The organism is Streptomyces sp. NPDC026515, assembly GCF_055567595.1.
In genome coordinates this window covers 223,875-241,861 of sequence record NZ_JBVHQD010000014.1, presented here as the reverse complement: position 1 = coordinate 241,861, position 17,987 = coordinate 223,875, and the positions used below count along the sequence as shown (strand labels likewise).

The following is a 17,987-nucleotide window of genomic DNA, read 5'->3' as shown; positions in this document are numbered from 1 at the left end:
GGTACGGTCGTTGCGGATCTTAGGGTGCGCTTAAGGAAGGGATCGGGACCGATTAAAGGTCGAGACCATTTTCTCCGGTGGTTCCCCGGTTCCTCTCCTGCCCGCCTCCCCCTGCTGCCTGCGCGAACGGCGCCGGCGCATCGAGCCCCGATGCCCCTTCCGCTCCGGTTTCCCGCCGTCCAGCTGGATCCATATCCGCACCTCGGTCCCGCCGAGCACCGACGAGCCGATCCGTACGTCGCCGCCGGTCGACTCGGCGAGCCGGCGCACGATGTCCAGGCCGAGGCCGGTCGAACCGGCCGCTCCTGATCCGCGTCCGCGAGCCATCGCCGACTCGGGGTCCCCGATGCCCTGCCCGGCGTCGGAGACCAGCACGATCACCGCGTCGTCCCCGTTGTGCACGTCGACCGCGAAGGCGGTGCCCTCGGCGGTGTGCCGGAAGACGTTGCCGAGCAGCGCGTCGAGCGCGGCGGCCAGGTCGGCGCGGGCCACCGGTATGCGTACCGGCCGCTCGACACCGGCCACCCGCCACTTGCGTCCCTCGTCCTCCGCGAGCGCCGACCAGAACCCCATCCGCTCGCGCACCACCTCGGCCGCGTCGCATCCGGCGCCCGGACCGGCGGCCGCCGTCTGCGGCTTGGCCTCCCGGGCGGTCCGGATGATGGTGTCGACCTCGCGCTCCAGCTGGGCGACGGCGGCCCGGGTCTGCTCGGCGGCCGGCCCGTCCCCGAGCGAGGCCGCGTTGAGCCGCAGCACGGTGAGCGGAGTCCGCAGCCGGTGGGACAGATCGGCGGCCAGTTCCCGCTCGTTGGCGAGCAGTTGGACGACCTGATCGGCCATCGAGTTGAACGCGGCCGCCGCCAGCCGCAGTTCGGTCGGCCCCTCCTCGGGCACCCGCGACCCCAGCTTGCCCTCGCCCAGTTCGTGCGCGCCCTCGACCAGCCGCTGCGCGGGCTGCACCATCCGCACCCCCAGCCGGTCGGCCACGGCGACCGAGCCGACGATCAGTGCCAGGCCTACGGCGGCCAGCACCGCCCAGGCCGTGGAGACGCCGTTGGTCACCTCGGACTCGGGGACGTACACCTCGACGACCGCGATGGCGCCGGAGCCGAGCGCCACGGGCTGCAGCAGGGTCGAGCCGCCCGCCACCCCGGTCGTGGAGGCACGCCCCAGCTTCCGGACGGCCGCTATGTCCCGGTCGGCGGCGCGCTGCCGGCCGATGTCGACGGCCGCGCCGTCCGCGGACACGGGTATGTGCACGGCCATGCCCCGGTCCGCGCCGGCCGAGGCCACCACCCGCTCCAGCTTGTCCCGGTCGGTGGTGATGGACAGGGCGGGTGCGACGGCGGCCGCCTCCCGCTCGGCGTTGGAGAAGGCGCGGTCCCGGGCCATCTCCTTGACCACCAGGCCGAGCGGGACCGCGAAGGCCACCACGACCATCGCGGTGACCGCCAGACAGACCTTGACCAGTGCCCATCTCATCCGACCGGCCCCGCTTCCCCGCCCGGCGGCTCCAGCTTCACACCGACCCCCCGGAGTGTGTGCAGATAACGCGGACGGGCCGCCGTCTCCCCCAGCTTCCTCCGCAGCCACGACAAGTGCACGTCGATGGTCTGGTCGTCCCCGTAGGACTGCTGCCAGACCTCCGCCAGCAGCTCCTTGCGCGGTACGACGACCCCGGGCCGCCCGGCCAGAAAGGCCAGCAGATCGAACTCGCGCCGGGTCAGGTCCAGCCGCGCCCCGTCCAGCTCCGCCTGCCGGCGCAGCGGGTCGACGGTCAGACCGCCGACCCGCAGCACGCTGGACGACGCCACCTCGCCCCCGCCCGACCGCGCCCGGCGCAGCACGGCGGACATCCGCGCCGACAGGTGCTCGACGGAGAACGGCTTGGTCAGGTAGTCGTCCGCACCCGCGTTGAGCAGCCGGACGATCTCCGTCTCGTCGTCCCGGGCGGTGGCGATGATCACCGGCACGTCGGTGATCCCGCGCAGCATCTTCAGGGCCTCGGAGCCGTCCAGGTCCGGCAGTCCGAGGTCCAGGACGACCACGTCGAAGCGGAAATGGGCGACCTCGCGCAGCGCCTCCAGGGCCGTACCCACGCTGCGCACCGTGTGCGAGGCGTCGGTGAGATGCCGGATGAGCGCCGAGCGTACGAACTGGTCGTCCTCGACCACGAGCACACTTGCCATGCGCCGCACCGTACGCCATGCGGCAGGCGCCGGTCGGAGCCTGTGGACAACCCGGGTCGGGTGCGCACGGCGGTTCCCCTGGGGCAATATGGCCCGCGATGCGCAGAGGACTCGTACACGTACTGGCCTGGCTGCTCGCCACGGGCGGAGCGGTCACGCTGTCGTGGTGGGGTGTCCACACGGTGATGGCGGGCACGGCCTACGACCCGCCGCGCGCCCTGCCCATCACGGCGGCGGACGACGGCCCGACGACGCAGGGTTCCAAGCCGCTGGCATCGGCCACGTCCCGTCCGCCGAGCCCCTCGCCGACCGCCTCGTCGCGGCCGCCGGCGACCGCGACCCCGACGCCCGCCCGCACTCCGACGACCACCCCGACCCCGTCCGCCGCCACATCCGGCGCGGTCAGGGCCTACGACACGGACGGCGGCCGGGCGGTCTTCGACCTGGGCGACACGAGCGCGACGCTCGTCTCCGCGACTCCGGGAACGGGCTGGTCGATGCAGGTCTGGAAGACGGAGACCTGGATCCGCGTCGAGTTCAGCAGGAGCACGGACCGGGTCTCGGTGTTCTGCACCTGGCACGACGGGCCGCCGCACGTGCAGGTCGAGACCTACTGACGGGCTTCACCGGAACACCGAGGGCGGCGGCGAGGGCGAGGCCACGGCCACGGCGTCGCACAGGGCGACGGCTCCGCCCGTGAAGTCCCGCAGGGCCCGGCCGTGTTCGAGACGTCCGGGGTGGGAGTCGGAAGCACAGCGCCGGGTCAGCTCCCCGACCGGCAGCGGTACGTCGGCCGCCACGAGCACCGCGTTGCCGAACCGCTTCCCCCGCCACACCCCCGCGTCCGCCACCACCGCGATCTCCGCGAACCGCGCGCCCGCCGTGGCGATCTGCCCCTTCAGGTGCGCGAGCGGCGGTCCGTCCGCCAGGTTCGCCGCGTACGTTCCACCGGGGCGCAGCGCCCTCCGCACCTCGTCCAGGAACTCCGTGGACGTCAGGTGCGCCGGTGTCCGCGCCCCGCTGAACACATCCGCTATGACCAGGTCCGCCCACCCCTCCGGCACCTTGCCCAGCCCGTCCCGGGCATCCGCGGACCGCACCCTTATCCGCGCGCTCGGATCCAACGGCAGTTCGCGCCGCACCAGTTGGACGAGGGCCGCGTCCCGCTCGACGATCTGCTGCGTGGACCGGGGCCGGGTCGCCGCCACATACCGCGCCAGCGTGAACGCCCCGCCCCCGAGGTGCAGCACCTGCACCGGCCTGCCCGGCGGTGCGACCAGGTCGATCACATGGCCGAGGCGGCGCTGGTACTCGAAGGAGAGGTACGCCGGGTCGTCGAGGTCGACGTGCGACTGGGGGGCGCCGTCGATGAGCAGGGTCCAGGCCCGGCCCCGCTCGGGGTCGGGTATGAGCTCGGCGAGGCCGCCGTCGACGGTCTCGACAACGGGCTCGGTGGCGGCAGCCGACCGGCGCCGTGAGTTCCTGGACTTGCCCATTCCGCCATTTTCGCAGGCCGCGGCCGTACCGGAAATTCAGCAGCAGCCGTCGGCCGCCTCGATCAGCCGGGCCGCCTCCCCGAGCGCCCGGCGCAGTACCGCCGGGTCCGTCGCCAGGTCGGCCTCGCCGGGCGGCAGCAGCCAGTCGGAGCCCGCGACCGGCGGCTCGGGGTTGAGCCGCAGTCCACGCCCGTCGGTCCCGGTGCAGGTGCTTCCGGGTACGTCCCAGGCCGCCGCCGTACCGGCCGGCACCACGAAACCGAGGGTGTCGCCCCCGTCGTCGTGCAGCACCGGCCCCACCGCGTCCCCGGCCCCGCGGCGCAAAATGTCGACCGCCTCCAGGCCCTGCCGGGCCGGCACCGTCACGAGGTCGCACCCCGCGCCGTCCGCCGCCGAAGCCGGCGACGCCGTCGCACAAGGATCGTTGCTCTGGCTGGTCTCCATCCCGGCCTCCACCGCGCAGCCCTCTTGCCGTCCATGACCTCCAACGCGCCACCGCGTCAACGGCTACGGCGTAAGTCAGCCGCAAAGGATGGCAGTTCATGGCAGATCGTGCATGAGATATCCGGTTTGTAGCCAAACCCTGCGTCACGGACCCAACACAGCAGGTACGTTCTTGCCCGCCGGAAACTTGGGTCCACTCGGACAACTCACCATGAGTCCGGCATGGTTCGACGGTTCGCACGAGAGGACCCGGCCATGGCGTCGTCAACCACGACCTCGTCGCAGCCCGATCGGCCGGTACGGCCGAACCACGCCTTCCGGCGGCTGCGCGGCCGGCACTCGCCGGCCGAGTTCGCCGCGCTGGTCCGGCGTGCCGCCCGCGAGATCGGCGAGCGGGTGAGCTGTGACGCGCGCTACATCGGCCGCGTCGAGGCGGGTGAGATCCGCTGCCCGAACTACGCGTACGAACGGGTGTTCCTGCACATGTTCCCCGGCCGCACGCTCACCGACCTCGGTTTCGCGCCCCGCTCAGCCGTCCGCGGACGCGGGTCACGGCCGTCCGAGGACGCGCCCCCCGCCCCCGCCGCCGGTGAGACGCGCGAGCCGGCCGAACTGTATGACCCGCAGGACAGGTCTCAACCGCAGGACCCGTACCACCCGCAGGACACGTACGAGACGCACGACAACTACGAGGAGAGCGACGTGCTGCGTCGCCTATTCATGACCGGTGGAGGCGCCACGGTGGCCGTCGCCACGCTGAGTCCCCTGGGGTCCACCATCGACGCCGTGGCGGCGAACCGGCCGGTACACCGCGCCGGGTCCTCGCACGCGGCCGCCCTGGAAGAGGCGGTCCGCCGGATCCGGCTGCTCGACGACCGGCACGGCGCGGACGGCCTGTACCGGCGCGCGGCGGCTCCGCTGCGCGCGGCGTACGCGCTGCTGGACGCCGGCGCGACCCGGCAGACGACCGCCGACCGCCTGCACTCGGGCGCCGGTGAACTGGCCATCTCGGTGGGCTGGCTGGCCCACGACTCCGGCCGCTTCGACGACGCCCGCTCGCACTACGCGGAGGCGCTGGCGACGGCGCGGATGACCGGGGACCCGGGACTGGAGGCGCACGCCTTCTGCAACACGGCGTTCCTCGCGCGGGACGCGGGACGCCCGCGGGAGGCGGTGCGCGCGGCGCAGGCCGCGCAGCGGGTCGGCCGGCCGCTCGGCTCGGCCCGCCTGATGTCGCTGCTCGCGCTGCGCGAGGCGGGCGGCTGGGCCGGGCTCGCCGACCGCACCGGCTGCGAGCAGGCCCTGGCCCGCGCGCAGACCCTCTTCGAGCGGGGCCACTCGGACGCCGACCCCGAGTGGATGAGCTTCTACGGAGAGGCCGAGCTGGAGGGTCTGGAGGCGCAGTGCTGGTCCACGCTGGGCGACTGGCGGCGGGCCTCACGGCATGCGCGCAGGGCCGCCGAGCTGCAGGATCCTCACTTCACCAGGAACATCGCGCTGTACACGGCGGAACTCGCGGACGACCTCGCCCGCGGGGGGCGTCCCGACGAGGCGGCGATGGCGGGACTGCGGGTCCTGGACCTGCTGGGCCAGGTCCAGTCGTCCCGTATCCAGGGGATGCTCGCGGGTACCGCACGGGTGCTGCTGCCGCACCGGCGGGCCGGCGGGGTCCAGGCGTTCCTGGACCGGCACGCGTCGACTCCGCGGGTGGGGTAGCAGCGGGACGGGGCGGCCGGGGCCGGCGGTCGACCGCGGACCGGTGGGGGTTGGTCGCGCTCACGGCGCGGAGCCGCACACCGACGCGGCCCCGCGCCCCGCAAGGGTGCTGCGGCCGCGGGCGTCCTGGTCAGGCCGCCAGGTGCCCCAGGTCGTTCCAGGTCTCGATCGCGGGCTCCCCGTAGGCCCACCCGAGCACCGACAGTGAGGTCGGGTTCAGCCGGATCCGCGCCGCGAAGTCCAGCGGAAGGCCCAGCCACCGCGCCCCGATCGACCGCAGCACATGCCCGTGGGCGAACACCAGTACGTCCCGGTCGGCGGCGCGCGCCCACGCCACCACCTCGTCCGCCCGCCCGGTGACCTCCGCGACCGTCTCGCCCCCGGGAACCCCGTCGCGCCAGATCAGCCAGCCCGGCCGGGCCGCCTGGATCTCCGCCGGGGTCAGGCCCTCGTAGGCGCCGTAGTCCCACTCCATCAGCGCGTCCCACCGCTCGGCCCGCTCGCCGAACCCGGCGAGTTCACACGTCTCACGCGCGCGTGCCAGCGGGCTGGTGCGTACCTCGGCGTCCGCGAGTCCGTCGTACGGCGGCCGGTGCAGCCGCTCGCCCAGCAGCTTGGCTCCTCGCCGGCCCTCCTCCAGGAGCGGTACGTCGGTCCTGCCGGTGTGCTTGCCGGACAGCGACCACTCCGTCTGTCCGTGCCGGGCCAGCAGGATGCGCGGTGCCATGGAGGACGAACCTTTCGGGAGAAATTCGGAAGCGGGACACCTCCATCATCACCCACGCCGGAAACGCGCAGGGAACGGGCAACCCGGCGGGCGGTCCCCGCGTCTTTGAGGGCTGAGCGCCCTGCATGGCCGGGAATGCGCGCAACGTAAAGTGTCACGGTCGGCCCGCCGGGTGCCGCGCGGACAGGGACCAGGAGGGGGAGGCAGCCGGATGCCGCAGACCGAGAAACCGGGCACCGAGGTGACTGCGCCGACCCGACTGCGCTGGTGGACCGAGTTGCCGCTGATCCTGCTGGTGTACGGCTGCTACACAGCCGGCCGTCTGCTCGCGCGGGGCAACACCTCGACCGCCGTCGACCACGGCCTGACGATCCTGCGTATCGAGAAGGCCCTGCACCTCAACGCCGAGCACCCGCTCAACCGCCTCTTCACGCGGGAGGCCTGGCTCGGCATACCCGCCGACTTCTGGTACGCCTCCCTGCACTACGTGGTCACCCCGGTGATCCTGGTCTTCCTGTTCCGCAGGCGCGCCGAGATCTACCGGCGAGCCCGCACCTGGCTGATGACGTCCACGTTCATCGGGCTGATCGGCTTCACCCTGCTGCCCACCTGCCCGCCCCGGCTGCTGGAGGCGAGGTACGGCTTCGTCGACACCATGGCGCAGTACAGCTCGTACGGCTGGTGGGGCGGTGACGCCAGCGCCCCGCGCGGTATGGGCGGCATGACCAACCAGTACGCGGCGATGCCGAGCCTGCACTGCGGCTGGGCGCTGTGGTGCGGGGTCATGCTGTGGCGTCACGGCGGCAACCGCCTGACGAAGGTGCTCGGCGTGGCCTACCCGCTGCTGACCGCGCTGGTGGTCATGGGCACCGCCAACCACTACCTCCTGGACGCGGTCGCCGGCGTGTTCGTGATGGGCGTCGGCTACCTGCTCTCGCCGTACGTGACGCGGGCCGCGAACCTCGTCCTGGTCCGCGTGACCGGGGGCACCTCACTGGTCGCGGCCCGCTCCGGCGGCGCGGTCTCCCCGGTTGTCAGTGGTGGATGCCAGACTTCGGCGGGTGAGCGAATCCCATCGCAGCGCGAGTCCCGGCTCGCCCCCGGAGCCGAACCGGACGCCTCCCCCACCGACGCGGGGGACGGCGCTCCGGCACCAGCTCGCTGAGCTGCGCGGCCCCGACGTCCCCGCCAAGGCCCTCGACGCGCGCGCCCTCGCGGCGCTCGCCGCGAACCCCGGGTGCAGGCGGCGGGCGATCCTGGACGGCGCCGGGGTGGACAAGACCGCGCTGGCGAGCGCGCTCGGTGCACCGTCGGCGTTCGGCCAGTCCCAGTTCGCGCTGACCCGGGGCAACGCCTTCGAGGCGAAGGTGAAGGCGGACGGCGGGGCGGAGTTGCTGCGGCTGGTGCGCAAGCACCTCGACCCGGGCGCCGAGCCGGCCGACCGGGCCGCGGTGCCCGACCTGTCCGCGATCGGTCCCGAGGGGCGTACGGCCCGTACGGCGCTGGCGCTGCGCGAAGCCGCCGTGCCGGGCGACACGGACAGCGAGAAGAACGGCGACGCGGGCGCCTGGGTTCTTCTCGACCATCCGATGCTGGCCCTCCAGGTGGCCGGTTCCCCGGCGTTCCTGGAGCCGGACGCGGTGGTCGTGCACCCCGACGGCAGCTGGACGGTCGTCGAGATCAAGTCCTTCCCGATGCTGGACGGTTCGGCGGACCCGGCCAAGGTCGGGGCGGCCGCCCGGCAGGCCGCGGTGTACGTGCTGGCCCTCGAGGAGGTCGCCGCCCGGCTCGACCCCGCCCCGCGGGTACGCCACGACGTCCTGCTGGTCTGCCCCAGGGACTTCTCCAACCTGCCCAGCGCCGCCGCCGTCGACGTCCGCAAGCAGCGCGCCGTCACCGCCCGCCAGCTGGCCCGGCTCACCCGCATCCAGGACATCGCCGACACCCTCCCGGAGGGCACCTGCTTCGCCCCCGGCCTGCCCGCCGAGCAGCTGACCGCGGCCGTCGAGGCGGTCCCGGCGGCCTACGCACCCGAGTGCCTGTCCGCCTGTGAGCTGGCCTTCCACTGCCGGCAGCGCTCCCGCGCGGCCGACGAGGTCACCACACTGGGCCGCGCGGTCCGGGCCGAGCTGGGCGGGCTGACCACCGTCGAGGACGTCCTGTCCGCGGCGCGCGGCGACAGCGGCGACCCGGACGACCCGGCGGTGGCGGCCCTGCGCCGCGCGGCGGCCCTGCGGGCCGAGGCGCTGAGCGCACAGGAGGCCGTGTGTCCCTGATCACCACCCTCGCCCGTCTCGAAGCCGTGAGCACGGGCACCGCCCAGCCCGCCGCCACCGTCCGCCACCGGCACCTGTCCCGGCACCCGCTGGTCTTCGTGCCGCTGACCACCTCGGGTGAGGCCGGAGCGCCCCTCGGCGCCCTGGTCGGCACCGACCGCGACGCCCCGCGGCTGCTGGTCGTACCGCAGCCGCGCGACCGTGACCTGCGGTTCGCGTTCCTCGCGGAGCTCGCCGACGTCGTCCTGCCGTACCTGGAGTCCTTCGCCGGCCCGGTCGAGGCCGCCGAGCGCACCGAGACCGACCCGGAGACCGGCAAGCGGGTCAAGGTCGAGGTGGAACTGTGCGCGGACGCACCCCAGTTGATCGTCCCGGGCCGTGCGGCCGTCGAGTACGTACGGCTGCTGGGGCGGTCGATGCGCTTCAGGCGTACGGCGGAGCAGGACCCGGAGACGCCCTACCCGGCCCCGCCCCGGGTGCCGTTGCTCGGCCGCTGGCTCACCCACTTCGGCGAGCGCGCCCGCGTCCCCGGATCCTCCCTCCTCCTGGCCATGACCGACCTGCTCTCGGCGCACTGGGCGACCGGGCAGTCCGGCGTCGAGGACCAGCACCTGGGCGCGCTGCTCGCCTGGATCAGCCCGCCGGACGGCGGCACCGGCGCGGAGGCGGCGCGCGTGGCCGAGCTGGCCCGGGACGGTGACGGTCAGCTGCTGTGCCCGCCGGCCGGCCCGGCCACCGACCCGGCGTTCGACAACAAGCTGCTGGCCCCCGCCTTCGAGCGGTACGACCGCGCCCGTACCGCCCTGGCAGGCGCCGAGGACGGCCTCCAGGCCGACGACCGGCTGGCGATCCTCACCGCCGCCGAGCGGGAGATCCGCGACCTCGTCGCGAGCCGGACCCGGCCCACCTGGGACGCGGTCTGGCGCGGCCTGGACCTGCTGCACCGGCTGCCGGAGGGCGCCCGGGTCGAGGAGCGGTGGACCCGCGACCGCTGGTCGTTCACCGGCCACCGGGACCGGGTGCTGGCCGGTGAGCCGCCGCAGCCACGCCGGGACGACGCGGTCACCGCCGCCAACAAGCTGGCCACCCGCGAGCGCGAACAGGCCCGGCTGGACGCCCAGGAGGCGCTGGACGACCCGCTGGTGATGGCGGGGCGCCGGCTGGCCGGGGAGGCGTTCGCGGGCGAGGTCCTCGATGTCGTCATGGCGTACAGCGAGGGCAAGCGGCCCAGCCCGCGCCCGCTGGTGACCGTGCGCACGGAGGACCGGCCGCATCTCGGGGAGCGTGCGAAGGCGTACCGCTCACTGGGCGGCAAACCGCAGTCGATGGAGTTCGCCGGGTACGAGGCCGAGGGGGTCCTGGTGCTCCGGGTCCTGGACAAGATGGGCCGGGGCAGGGAACCGGAGGCGGGGTCGGTCCCGGAGAAGGGCGACCGGCTCACCTGGACCCTGTTCGAACACGAGCAGCGCGGCGGGGCGAAGCTGCCCGACCCGGAGGCGACCCCGTGGACCCACGGCGGGCCGCCCGGCGAGGCCGCGGCGGAGCGGGCCGACACGGTGACCGAGGAGGACGTGCTGTGACCGCCGACGTCGGATTCGACCCGGGTGCGGCCGCCGGCCGTGCCACCGACGCGATCCTCCACGACACCCTGCACGGCACCGACCGGGGTGTGGTCGTGGACTCCCCGCCGGGCGCCGGCAAGTCCACGCTGGTGGTCCGCGCCGCCCTGGAACTGGCCGCCGCGGGCCGCCCGCTGATGGTGGTCGCGCAGACCAACGCACAAGTGGACGACCTGGTCCTCAGGCTCGCCGAGCAGAACCCGGAGCTGCCCGTCGGCCGACTGCACAGCAGTGACGCCGACCCGTACGACAAGGCGCTGGACGACCTGCCGAACGTGCGCAAGTCGGCGAAGGCGGCCGACCTGCGGGAGGCGCCGGTGGTGCTGTCCACCGCCGCGAAGTGGGCGCATGTCACGGTGGACGAGCCCTGGCGGCACGCGATCGTCGACGAGGCGTACCAGATGCGCTCGGACTCGCTGCTGGCCGTGGCCGGACTCTTCGAACGGGCGCTGTTCGTGGGCGACCCCGGCCAGCTGGACCCGTTCGCGACGGTGGGCAGCGAGCAGTGGGCGGGCCTGTCGTACGACCCCTCGGCGTCGGCGGTCTCCACCCTTCTCGCCCACAACCCGGACCTCCCGCAGCACCGCCTCCCGGTCTCCTGGCGTCTGCCCGCCTCCGCCGCCTCGCTGGTCTCCGGCGCGTTCTACCCGTACACCCCGTTCCGCAGCGGCACCGGCCACGGCGACCGGCGGCTGTCCTTCGCCGTCCCCTCCGACGGTTCCGGGCCCGACCGGGTGATCGACGAGGCGGCGGAGTCCGGCTGGGGCCTGCTGGAGCTGCCCGCCCGGCACACCCCGCGCACCGACCCGGAGGCGGTCCGGGCGGTGGCGCTGGTGGTACGACGACTCCTCGACCGGGGCGGAGCGGCCCTGTCCGAACGCTCGCCCGATCCGTCCCCCCTCACCGCCGACCGGATCGCCGTCGGCACGGCCCACCGGGACCAGGCGGCGGCGGTCCGCGCGGCCCTGGCGGAGCTGGGCGTGACGGACATCACCGTCGACACCGCGAATCGCCTCCAGGGCCGCGAGTACGACGTGACGGTCGTCCTGCACCCGCTCTCCGGCCGCCCCGACGCCACCGCCTTCCACCTGGAGACCGGCCGCCTGTGCGTCCTGGCCTCCCGGCACCGCCAGGCCTGCATCGTGATCTGCCGCGCCGGCGTGACCGACCTGCTGGACGACTACCCGTCGACGGAACCGGTCCAGCTCGGCACGCTCGTGAAGTTCCCGGACGGCTGGGAGGCCAACCACGCGGTCATGGCCCACCTCACCGAACACCGAATCCCCTGGCACCCCTGACACCCCTCCGCCCCCGCGAAACAGACCACCACCACGACCCACCCCAGCCGCCGGACGGAGTCCGGCACACCGCCGCAGGCGGCAAACAGAAACAGCCCGGACGGCTGGGAGGCCAACCACGCGGTCATGGCCCACCCCACCGAACACCGAATCCCCTGGCACCCCTGACACCCCTCCGCCCCCGCGAAACAGACCACCACCACGACCCACCCCACCCGCCGGACGGAAGCGACGGCGCCGGCAGAAGCGTCTGTGAGCGGAGAGTCAGACGGCGGCCTTGGGGTGGCCTTGCGTGGGCGCGAGAGAATGGACGGTGGCCATCGAGCCGTAGGCACCGAACCGTACGAGGAGGACCAGACATGGCGGAGCCCACGCCGCGTCGGAACGAACCGCGGCTACGCCCCGCGCACCTGCTCTTCGAGCCGGTCGCAGCGGTCGCCGACCCGGAGCACTTCTTCGGCCTGGAGTCGATGGACGACCCCGGGGCGCTGCTGGCGCGCGCGACCGAGCTGACCCAGGCGTTCCGCGTGGCCACCGACCGCGCGGTGGAGTTCCAGGCCATGGCCGCCGCCCAGCTCGCCGATCCGCGCCGCTTCGACCGGCTGACCCCGGCCGACATCGCCGCGCGGGCCGAGTGGACCGAGGACTACGCGAAGAAGATGGTCGAGTTCGGCCGGGACCTGCTGAAGGGCAGCGAGGACGCGGAGCCGGCGGAGCCCGTCTAGCGGCTCTCGGCATATGCCAGACGGGTGCCAGGCGGGCAAGATACCCCTTCCGCTCCGCCCCGTCCCGGTTTTCCGCAACTCACCGCGAGCACCGGCTCACCGTAGGTATCAATTCCCTATGAGCCGCACACCGCACGAGACGCCCCTGCACGGCCCCGGCGACCGGTCCGACACCGCCGGGGTCACCTCCGACGGAGCCGCCTGGCTCGCCTCGGCAGGAACGTATCCGCGGAGCACGCTCGCCTTCTGGGGAGAGCGGCCGGACGCCCCGGTCGTACTGCCCTGCGGCGCCGTGTTCGACGTGGTGAACACCCCGGCGGTGTTCGGCCGCCGCATGCTGGACCGGCTGTGGGAGGAGGGGCCGGGCTCCGGTCCGGTCGCGGTGCTCCGGGGCCGGATGCTCCTGTTCGCCGCCCCCGGCACCGCCGCCCGGCTGCCGTCGCTGCTGGACTGGGAGGAGTGGGGCGGCCGCGGCCAGGCCGTACCGCCGCTGCTGTGCCACGGCACCGGAGACGCGGTGACCGTCCCGGCGCTGTACGGCGACGACCGGTCCCCCGCCCCGTCCGGCACGCGCTGGCTGGTCGCCCCGGACACCCGGCACCCCTGGCTCCCGGGACCGGAAATCCTGCTCTGGGCCGCGGTACGGGCGGCCCGCTCGGCCGTACGGATATCGATTTTTCCTCCCGCCGATCAGGATGCTAAGGTCTACGACGTCAGCAGGCGCCGCTAGCTCAGTTGGTTAGAGCAGCTGACTCTTAATCAGCGGGTCCGGGGTTCGAGTCCCTGGCGGCGCACGCGAAGTAGACCGGAAGGCCAAGCTCCTGTGAGCTTGGCCTTCCGTGTTTTCGACCCCGTCGGCCGTGGATCAGGCGGGCTCCCCCGGAGTGATCTTCACGTTCCACGCGCCGGACGGCGTCCGCCCCTCCACGTCGACCCGCACCCCGTCCCCCGGGACCGTGAAGCTCTCACCGAGGGCGACGGGAGCGTCGGCGAGCGGCGGGTAGACGGAGTTCTCCCAGCACGCCTCGGTGCGCGGGTGGGCGTCGATCACCTCGATCGGGCCGCCGCCGGAGGCCGTCTCGTCGCGGACCCGGTAGACGAGGACACCCTCCCGGCAGGCCGCGCTGTCGTTGCCGGACGCGCCCCGCGCCTCGAAGGCCAGCACGGTGTCGGGTCCGGTGCGCACCACCGCCAGCTTGGTGCCGTCGCCGAGCCCGAAGGCCGGCGCTCCCGCGGCGCCCTGCCCCGGCGCTCCCGGCCCGGCGGACAGCGGCTCCAGGGTCAGCCGGGCCGGACCGGCCCCCCGTACGCACACCACCTGGCGCGGATCCAGCCATCCGAGCTTCCACTTGTGCCAGGCGAAGAGGTCCGGGGAGAGCCCGAACTGGCTGCCCATCAGATCCCAGTCGCCGACGTAGGTGTCCCAGTCGCCCTTGCCGTCCACCGGGCGGCGGTAGAGGTCGGGGAGGTCGAAGACATGCCCGGTCTCATGGGCGAGAACCAGCCGGTCCGGCGGATGCTTCTCGAAGACGGTGACGACCCGGCGGACGTCCGTGCCGTCGGCGTGCACCGGGACGTCCATGTTGACCACCTTCGTGGCATCGGAGTCGACCCCGGGCGCGTCCGGGTCGGCCACGAAGTACACGACGTCGTAGCGCGAGAAGTCCACCTCGGGGTCGGCCACCGCGAACGCGTCCCGCAGGTAGGAGGCCCGCAGCAGCAGGCTCCAGTCGCGCTTCATGCCGTAGGCGACCGAGGTCCTGGGCATCCGCAGCCAGTGCGTCAGCGGGTGCGGCCGGATGGTGAACTTCCCGTAGGAGGCCTCCTCGAAGTAGCGGCTGGTGGCCGGGAAGTGATCGGCGGCCAGCTCCGCGGGGGTGGTGTGCGGGGGCGCGTCCGGGAAGGAGAGGAAGATCATCACGGCCGAGAGCGGGCGGGTGGGACGGGTGTAAGCCGCGTTCCAGGTGTCGACACCCTCGGAGTGGTGTGCGTCGGTGCGGTGCAGGGCGCACGGGGCCGTGGAGAACGGCTCGGCGACCGACGGTCCGGTCAGGACGGTCGTTGCGACGAGCGCCGACATCGTGGTGAACACGGCGGCGGTGCTGCGCAGCAGGAGACGCGGCACGGATGGACCTCCGGGGCGGTTCGCGGGACACCGCCACCCAGCCTGTGTGATTTTGTCACCATATGACCCGTTCATCTGCACCAGAAGGGTGAGAAACCCGAACGGCCGACACCCCGAAAAACTCACGGAACGTCACAAGTGACCAGACGACTCAAGAACCCGTCCAGGTGCGGGCAGAAACGATCTGTCAGAACCGGTGCTTCATCGTGGACACTGGACAGTGGCTGGAAGGCCCTCGGGCCAGCCTCTATGATCGGCACACTTTCCTGCACGGACAGAGATCGAGTGCACTGCGGGAGCGAGCGGTGAGCGGAACGTCCGAAGGGCCGACGCCCGCGGCAGACCTCGACCGGTCCGCCGTCACAGAGAGTGACAACGTTTGTCGGAAGTCGTACAGCGAGACGACCGACCCGAAGGCAGGCGGGACAACAGGGACAGCCACGTCGACCAGGACGACGGAGACGGCGGACGGGACACCGGATCCGAAGACGTACGAGCACGTCTTCACGGCCGCCGCGCTGCCGATGGCCGTCGTCGACCGCGAGGGCCTGGTCAGCACCGCCAACGCGGCGTTCGGCACCCTGATCGGCGCCGATCCGGCCGGCCTGACCGGGCGCATCGCCGCGGATCTGGTGGACCTGGCCTCCGACGCCCGTACCTGGCACGCCTATCGCGAGGTACTGCGCGGCCGGCAGGCCAAGCTGCGCTGTGCCCGCCGGATCAAGCATCCCGACGGGTACTCGCTCTGGGTCCAGGTCACCGTCTCACCGCTGGCGAAGGACACCCCGGGGGTGCTGCTGTCGGTCTCCGACATCAGCGCCCGCCGCGAACTCCAGGCCCGGCTGAGGCACTTGCAGATGCACGACCCGGTGACCCGGCTGCCCAACCGGACGTTGTTCTTCGAGCGTCTCTCGGCCGCGCTGGAGGCGGAGTCCTACGAACAGAGCGGTACCGGCCGAATCGGCCTGTGCTACCTGGACCTTGACGGTTTCAAGGCGGTCAACGACACCCTCGGCCACCGGGTCGGCGACCGCCTGCTGGCCGCCGTCGCCGAACGGCTGACCCGGATCGCCGACGACGCCGGCTCCGGGCGGGCCGGGGTCCCGCTGGTGGCCCGGCTGGGCGGCGACGAGTTCGCCCTGCTGGTCGAGGACTCGACGGGCACGGAGCAGCTGGCCGATCTGGCCGAATCGGCGCTGGCTGCTCTCCAGGCACCGTTCGACCTGGCCGGCCAGCGGCTCTCGCTGTCCGCCTCGATCGGGGTGGTGGAGCGTCACGCGGCGGGCACGACGGCCACCGGCCTGATGCAGGCCGCCGACACGACCCTCTACTGGGCGAAGACCGACGGCAAGTCCCGCTGGACGCTCTTCGACCCGGAGCGCAACGCCCACCTGGTCACCCGGCAGGCGCTCTCCTCCACCCTCCGCCCGGCCATCGAACGCGGCGAGTTCGTGCTCGAGTACCAGCCGCTGGTGGGCATGGAGGACGGGCGGCTGAGCGGAGTCGAAGCCCTCGTCCGGTGGAATCATCCGGAGTTCGGCACGCTGACGCCGAATCGGTTCATCGGACTGGCGGAGGAGGACGGCTCGATCGTCCCGCTCGGCCGCTGGGCCCTGACCACCGCCTGCCGGCAGGCCCGCCGGTGGCAGCTGGACCACCCGGGCGAGCCGCCGATCTTCGTGAGCGTGAACGTGGCCGTGCGCCAGGTCTGGGATTCCGACCTGGTCGCGGACGTGGCGGAGACCCTCGCCGAGACCGGTCTGGCGCCGCATCTGCTCCAGCTGGAGCTGACGGAGTCGGCGGTGATGGGCTCGGCCGGCCGGCCGCTGCAGGCCCTTCAGTCCCTCAGCGACATGGGCGTCCGCATCGCCATCGACGACTTCGGCACCGGCTACTCCAACCTCGCCTACCTCAGCCGGCTCCCGGTGTCGGTCCTCAAGCTGGACGGCTCCTTCGTCCGGGGCTTCCAGTACGACGACCCGGGCGACCGCCCGAACCCCGCCGACGAGGTCGTGGTGGAGGCGATGATCCAGCTGGCCCACCGGCTCGGCCTGACCGTCACCGCGGAGTGCGTCGAGACCTCGGCGCAGGCCTCGCGGCTGCGGCACATCGGCTGCGACACCGGACAGGGGTGGCTGTACTCCCGGCCGGTGACGCCGGATCGTATCTCCGAGCTGCTGGGCACCCGGACCTACGCGGAGACCCCGGTCGGCAAACCGTAGGCGTCGGCGATCAGCTCGTAGGAGCGCAGCCGCAGGTCGCCGCGGTGGGCGTGGGTGGTGAGCATCAGCTCGTCGGCGCCGGTGCGCTTCTGGAGGTCGTCGAGACCGGCGCGCACCTCGTCGGCGGTGCCGTGCACGATGTTGGCGGTCCAGGAGTGCACGAACTCCTCCTCCATCGGGGAGAACTCGTGCTTCTCCACGTCGTCCGGGTCCGGGAACAGACCGGGCCGCCCGGTGCGCAGCCGCAGCATGTTCACCGCGCCGGCCCGCACCTGGCGCCGGGCCTCGCGCTCCTCGTCCACGGCGAGCGCGGAGACACCGATGAGGGCGTAGGGCTCGTCCAGGACGGCGGACGGGCTGAAGGACTCGCGGTAGAGGTCCAGGGCCGGGATGGTGTTCTGCGCGGAGAAGTGGTGGGCGAAGGCGAACGGGAGCCCGAGCATCCCGGCGAGCCGGGCGCTGAAGCCGGAGGAGCCGAGCAGCCAGACCACCGGCCGGTGCGGGGACTGCACACCGCCGGGGCTGGTGCTCTGGACGGGGCCCGGGATCGCGTGGATACGGCGGTAGGGGTGGCCGTCCGGGAAGTCGTCGTCCAGGAACCGGGTGAGTTCGGCGAGCTGCTGCGGGAAGTCGTCGGCGCCCTCGTTGAGGGTCTGGGTCCGGCGCAGGGCGGCCGCGGTGGCGCCGTCCGTGCCCGGCGCCCGGCCGAGGCCCAGGTCGACCCGCCCCGGGGCCATCGCCTCCAGCGTGCCGAACTGCTCGGCGATGACGAGCGGCGCGTGGTTGGGCAGCATGACACCGCCCGAACCCAGCCGGATGCGCTCCGTGTGCGCGGCCAGGTGCGCGAGGATGACCGCGGGCGAGGAGGAGGCCACGCCCGGCATGGAGTGGTGCTCGGCGACCCAGTACCGGTGGAAACCACGCGCCTCGGCGAGCCGCGAGAGCTGCACGCCGGTGCGCAGGGCGTCGGTGGCGGTACTGCCGGTGCCGACGGTCACCAGATCCAGTACGGAGAGGGGGACGGGGGCGGTCCCGTGGGCGGTGCCCCGGATCTCGTCTGCCGACACGGTGGAGCCTCCTGTTGACGACCTTGAGCTGTCTGGAGGGCGGTAACAGGAGGATGGCTCCGTTTATTCCCCGCAGCGACGCA

16 protein-coding genes and 1 tRNA gene are annotated in these 17,987 nt (G+C 73.2%); 10 read left to right on the top strand and 7 right to left on the bottom strand.

Going from position 1 to position 17,987, the window contains the following annotated elements; all coding sequences use genetic code 11:
- Window positions 1-30 precede the first annotated feature (30 nt).
- Window positions 31-1,482, bottom strand: coding sequence for a sensor histidine kinase (locus ACZ4O3_RS28540; RefSeq protein ID WP_362728055.1), 1,452 nt, complete (start codon window positions 1,480-1,482; stop codon window positions 31-33).
- The gene (locus tag ACZ4O3_RS28535; protein WP_362728053.1) at window positions 1,479-2,189 is read right to left on the bottom strand and encodes a response regulator transcription factor; all 711 of its coding nucleotides are present in this window, start codon (window positions 2,187-2,189) and stop codon (window positions 1,479-1,481) included. Before ACZ4O3_RS28535 ends, ACZ4O3_RS28540 begins: the two co-directional genes overlap by 4 nt.
- A 98-nt stretch (window positions 2,190-2,287) precedes the next feature.
- Here ACZ4O3_RS28535 and ACZ4O3_RS28530 point away from each other — a divergent pair, with 98 nt between their 5' ends.
- Complete coding sequence (locus ACZ4O3_RS28530) at window positions 2,288-2,806, top strand: hypothetical protein (RefSeq protein ID WP_362728051.1); 519 nt, start codon at window positions 2,288-2,290, stop codon at window positions 2,804-2,806.
- A gap of 6 nt (window positions 2,807-2,812) precedes the next feature.
- Here ACZ4O3_RS28530 and ACZ4O3_RS28525 read toward each other — a convergent pair whose 3' ends face one another.
- Complete coding sequence (locus ACZ4O3_RS28525) at window positions 2,813-3,685, bottom strand: spermidine synthase (protein ID WP_467724923.1); 873 nt, start codon at window positions 3,683-3,685, stop codon at window positions 2,813-2,815.
- A 36-nt stretch (window positions 3,686-3,721) separates the two neighbouring features.
- A complete protein-coding gene (locus ACZ4O3_RS28520; protein ID WP_467724921.1) occupies window positions 3,722-4,129 on the bottom strand; it encodes a hypothetical protein in 408 nt (135 codons plus the stop codon).
- Between the two features lie 255 nt (window positions 4,130-4,384).
- Between ACZ4O3_RS28520 and ACZ4O3_RS28515 the strand changes: the two genes are divergently transcribed.
- The gene (locus ACZ4O3_RS28515) at window positions 4,385-5,845 is read left to right on the top strand and encodes a hypothetical protein (RefSeq protein ID WP_467724919.1); all 1,461 of its coding nucleotides are present in this window, start codon (window positions 4,385-4,387) and stop codon (window positions 5,843-5,845) included.
- A 130-nt stretch (window positions 5,846-5,975) separates the two neighbouring features.
- On the opposite strand, the gene ACZ4O3_RS28510 is transcribed toward ACZ4O3_RS28515, so the two are convergent.
- On the bottom strand, window positions 5,976-6,572 hold the full coding sequence (locus ACZ4O3_RS28510) for a histidine phosphatase family protein (RefSeq protein WP_467724917.1): 597 nt from the start codon (window positions 6,570-6,572) through the stop codon (window positions 5,976-5,978).
- 211 nt (window positions 6,573-6,783) lie between these two features.
- Between ACZ4O3_RS28510 and ACZ4O3_RS28505 the strand changes: the two genes are divergently transcribed.
- From ACZ4O3_RS28505 to ACZ4O3_RS28475, 7 genes are all read left to right on the top strand, one after another.
- A complete protein-coding gene (locus ACZ4O3_RS28505) occupies window positions 6,784-7,737 on the top strand; it encodes a phosphatase PAP2 family protein (RefSeq protein ID WP_467724915.1) in 954 nt (317 codons plus the stop codon).
- Complete coding sequence (locus ACZ4O3_RS28500) at window positions 7,634-8,848, top strand: hypothetical protein (protein ID WP_467724913.1); 1,215 nt, start codon at window positions 7,634-7,636, stop codon at window positions 8,846-8,848. The genes ACZ4O3_RS28505 and ACZ4O3_RS28500 overlap by 104 nt, the downstream gene beginning before the upstream one ends.
- Window positions 8,839-10,428: a hypothetical protein gene (locus tag ACZ4O3_RS28495; protein WP_384988661.1), complete on the top strand. Its 1,590-nt coding sequence runs from the start codon at window positions 8,839-8,841 to the stop codon at window positions 10,426-10,428. The genes ACZ4O3_RS28500 and ACZ4O3_RS28495 overlap by 10 nt, the downstream gene beginning before the upstream one ends.
- Window positions 10,425-11,765, top strand: a complete 1,341-nt coding sequence (locus tag ACZ4O3_RS28490; protein WP_467724912.1) for an AAA domain-containing protein — start codon at window positions 10,425-10,427, stop codon at window positions 11,763-11,765. The genes ACZ4O3_RS28495 and ACZ4O3_RS28490 overlap by 4 nt, the downstream gene beginning before the upstream one ends.
- A gap of 359 nt (window positions 11,766-12,124) precedes the next feature.
- On the top strand, window positions 12,125-12,490 hold the full coding sequence (locus ACZ4O3_RS28485; RefSeq protein ID WP_362718518.1) for a hypothetical protein: 366 nt from the start codon (window positions 12,125-12,127) through the stop codon (window positions 12,488-12,490).
- A gap of 118 nt (window positions 12,491-12,608) precedes the next feature.
- The gene (locus ACZ4O3_RS28480; RefSeq protein WP_362718521.1) at window positions 12,609-13,220 is read left to right on the top strand and encodes a bifunctional DNA primase/polymerase; all 612 of its coding nucleotides are present in this window, start codon (window positions 12,609-12,611) and stop codon (window positions 13,218-13,220) included.
- Window positions 13,211-13,284 (top strand) — tRNA-Lys (locus ACZ4O3_RS28475). Before ACZ4O3_RS28480 ends, ACZ4O3_RS28475 begins: the two co-directional genes overlap by 10 nt.
- Window positions 13,285-13,355: 71 nt before the next feature.
- On the opposite strand, the gene ACZ4O3_RS28470 is transcribed toward ACZ4O3_RS28475, so the two are convergent.
- Window positions 13,356-14,570, bottom strand: a complete 1,215-nt coding sequence (locus ACZ4O3_RS28470) for a M6 family metalloprotease domain-containing protein (RefSeq protein ID WP_467724946.1) — start codon at window positions 14,568-14,570, stop codon at window positions 13,356-13,358.
- 350 nt (window positions 14,571-14,920) lie between these two features.
- Between ACZ4O3_RS28470 and ACZ4O3_RS28465 the strand changes: the two genes are divergently transcribed.
- On the top strand, window positions 14,921-16,837 hold the full coding sequence (locus tag ACZ4O3_RS28465) for a putative bifunctional diguanylate cyclase/phosphodiesterase (RefSeq protein WP_362718524.1): 1,917 nt from the start codon (window positions 14,921-14,923) through the stop codon (window positions 16,835-16,837).
- Here ACZ4O3_RS28465 and ACZ4O3_RS28460 read toward each other — a convergent pair.
- Entirely contained in the window at window positions 16,807-17,904 is a 1,098-nt protein-coding gene (locus ACZ4O3_RS28460) for an LLM class flavin-dependent oxidoreductase (protein ID WP_362718526.1), read from the bottom strand. The genes ACZ4O3_RS28465 and ACZ4O3_RS28460 overlap by 31 nt on opposite strands.
- Window positions 17,905-17,987 lie beyond the last annotated feature (83 nt).

Bases quoted from the DNA above. Each gene is read 5' to 3' on its own strand.
- ACZ4O3_RS28540 (WP_362728055.1), bottom strand. From the start codon at position 1,482: ATGAGATGGGCACTGGTCAAGGTCTGTCTGGCGGTCACCGCGATGGTC.
- ACZ4O3_RS28535 (WP_362728053.1), bottom strand. From the start codon at position 2,189: ATGGCAAGTGTGCTCGTGGTCGAGGACGACCAGTTCGTACGCTCGGCG.
- ACZ4O3_RS28530 (WP_362728051.1), top strand. From the start codon at position 2,288: ATGCGCAGAGGACTCGTACACGTACTGGCCTGGCTGCTCGCCACGGGC.
- ACZ4O3_RS28525 (WP_467724923.1), bottom strand. From the start codon at position 3,685: ATGGGCAAGTCCAGGAACTCACGGCGCCGGTCGGCTGCCGCCACCGAG.
- ACZ4O3_RS28520 (WP_467724921.1), bottom strand. From the start codon at position 4,129: ATGGAGACCAGCCAGAGCAACGATCCTTGTGCGACGGCGTCGCCGGCT.
- ACZ4O3_RS28515 (WP_467724919.1), top strand. From the start codon at position 4,385: ATGGCGTCGTCAACCACGACCTCGTCGCAGCCCGATCGGCCGGTACGG.
- ACZ4O3_RS28510 (WP_467724917.1), bottom strand. From the start codon at position 6,572: ATGGCACCGCGCATCCTGCTGGCCCGGCACGGACAGACGGAGTGGTCG.
- ACZ4O3_RS28505 (WP_467724915.1), top strand. From the start codon at position 6,784: ATGCCGCAGACCGAGAAACCGGGCACCGAGGTGACTGCGCCGACCCGA.
- ACZ4O3_RS28485 (WP_362718518.1), top strand. From the start codon at position 12,125: ATGGCGGAGCCCACGCCGCGTCGGAACGAACCGCGGCTACGCCCCGCG.
- ACZ4O3_RS28480 (WP_362718521.1), top strand. From the start codon at position 12,609: ATGAGCCGCACACCGCACGAGACGCCCCTGCACGGCCCCGGCGACCGG.
- ACZ4O3_RS28470 (WP_467724946.1), bottom strand. From the start codon at position 14,570: ATGTCGGCGCTCGTCGCAACGACCGTCCTGACCGGACCGTCGGTCGCC.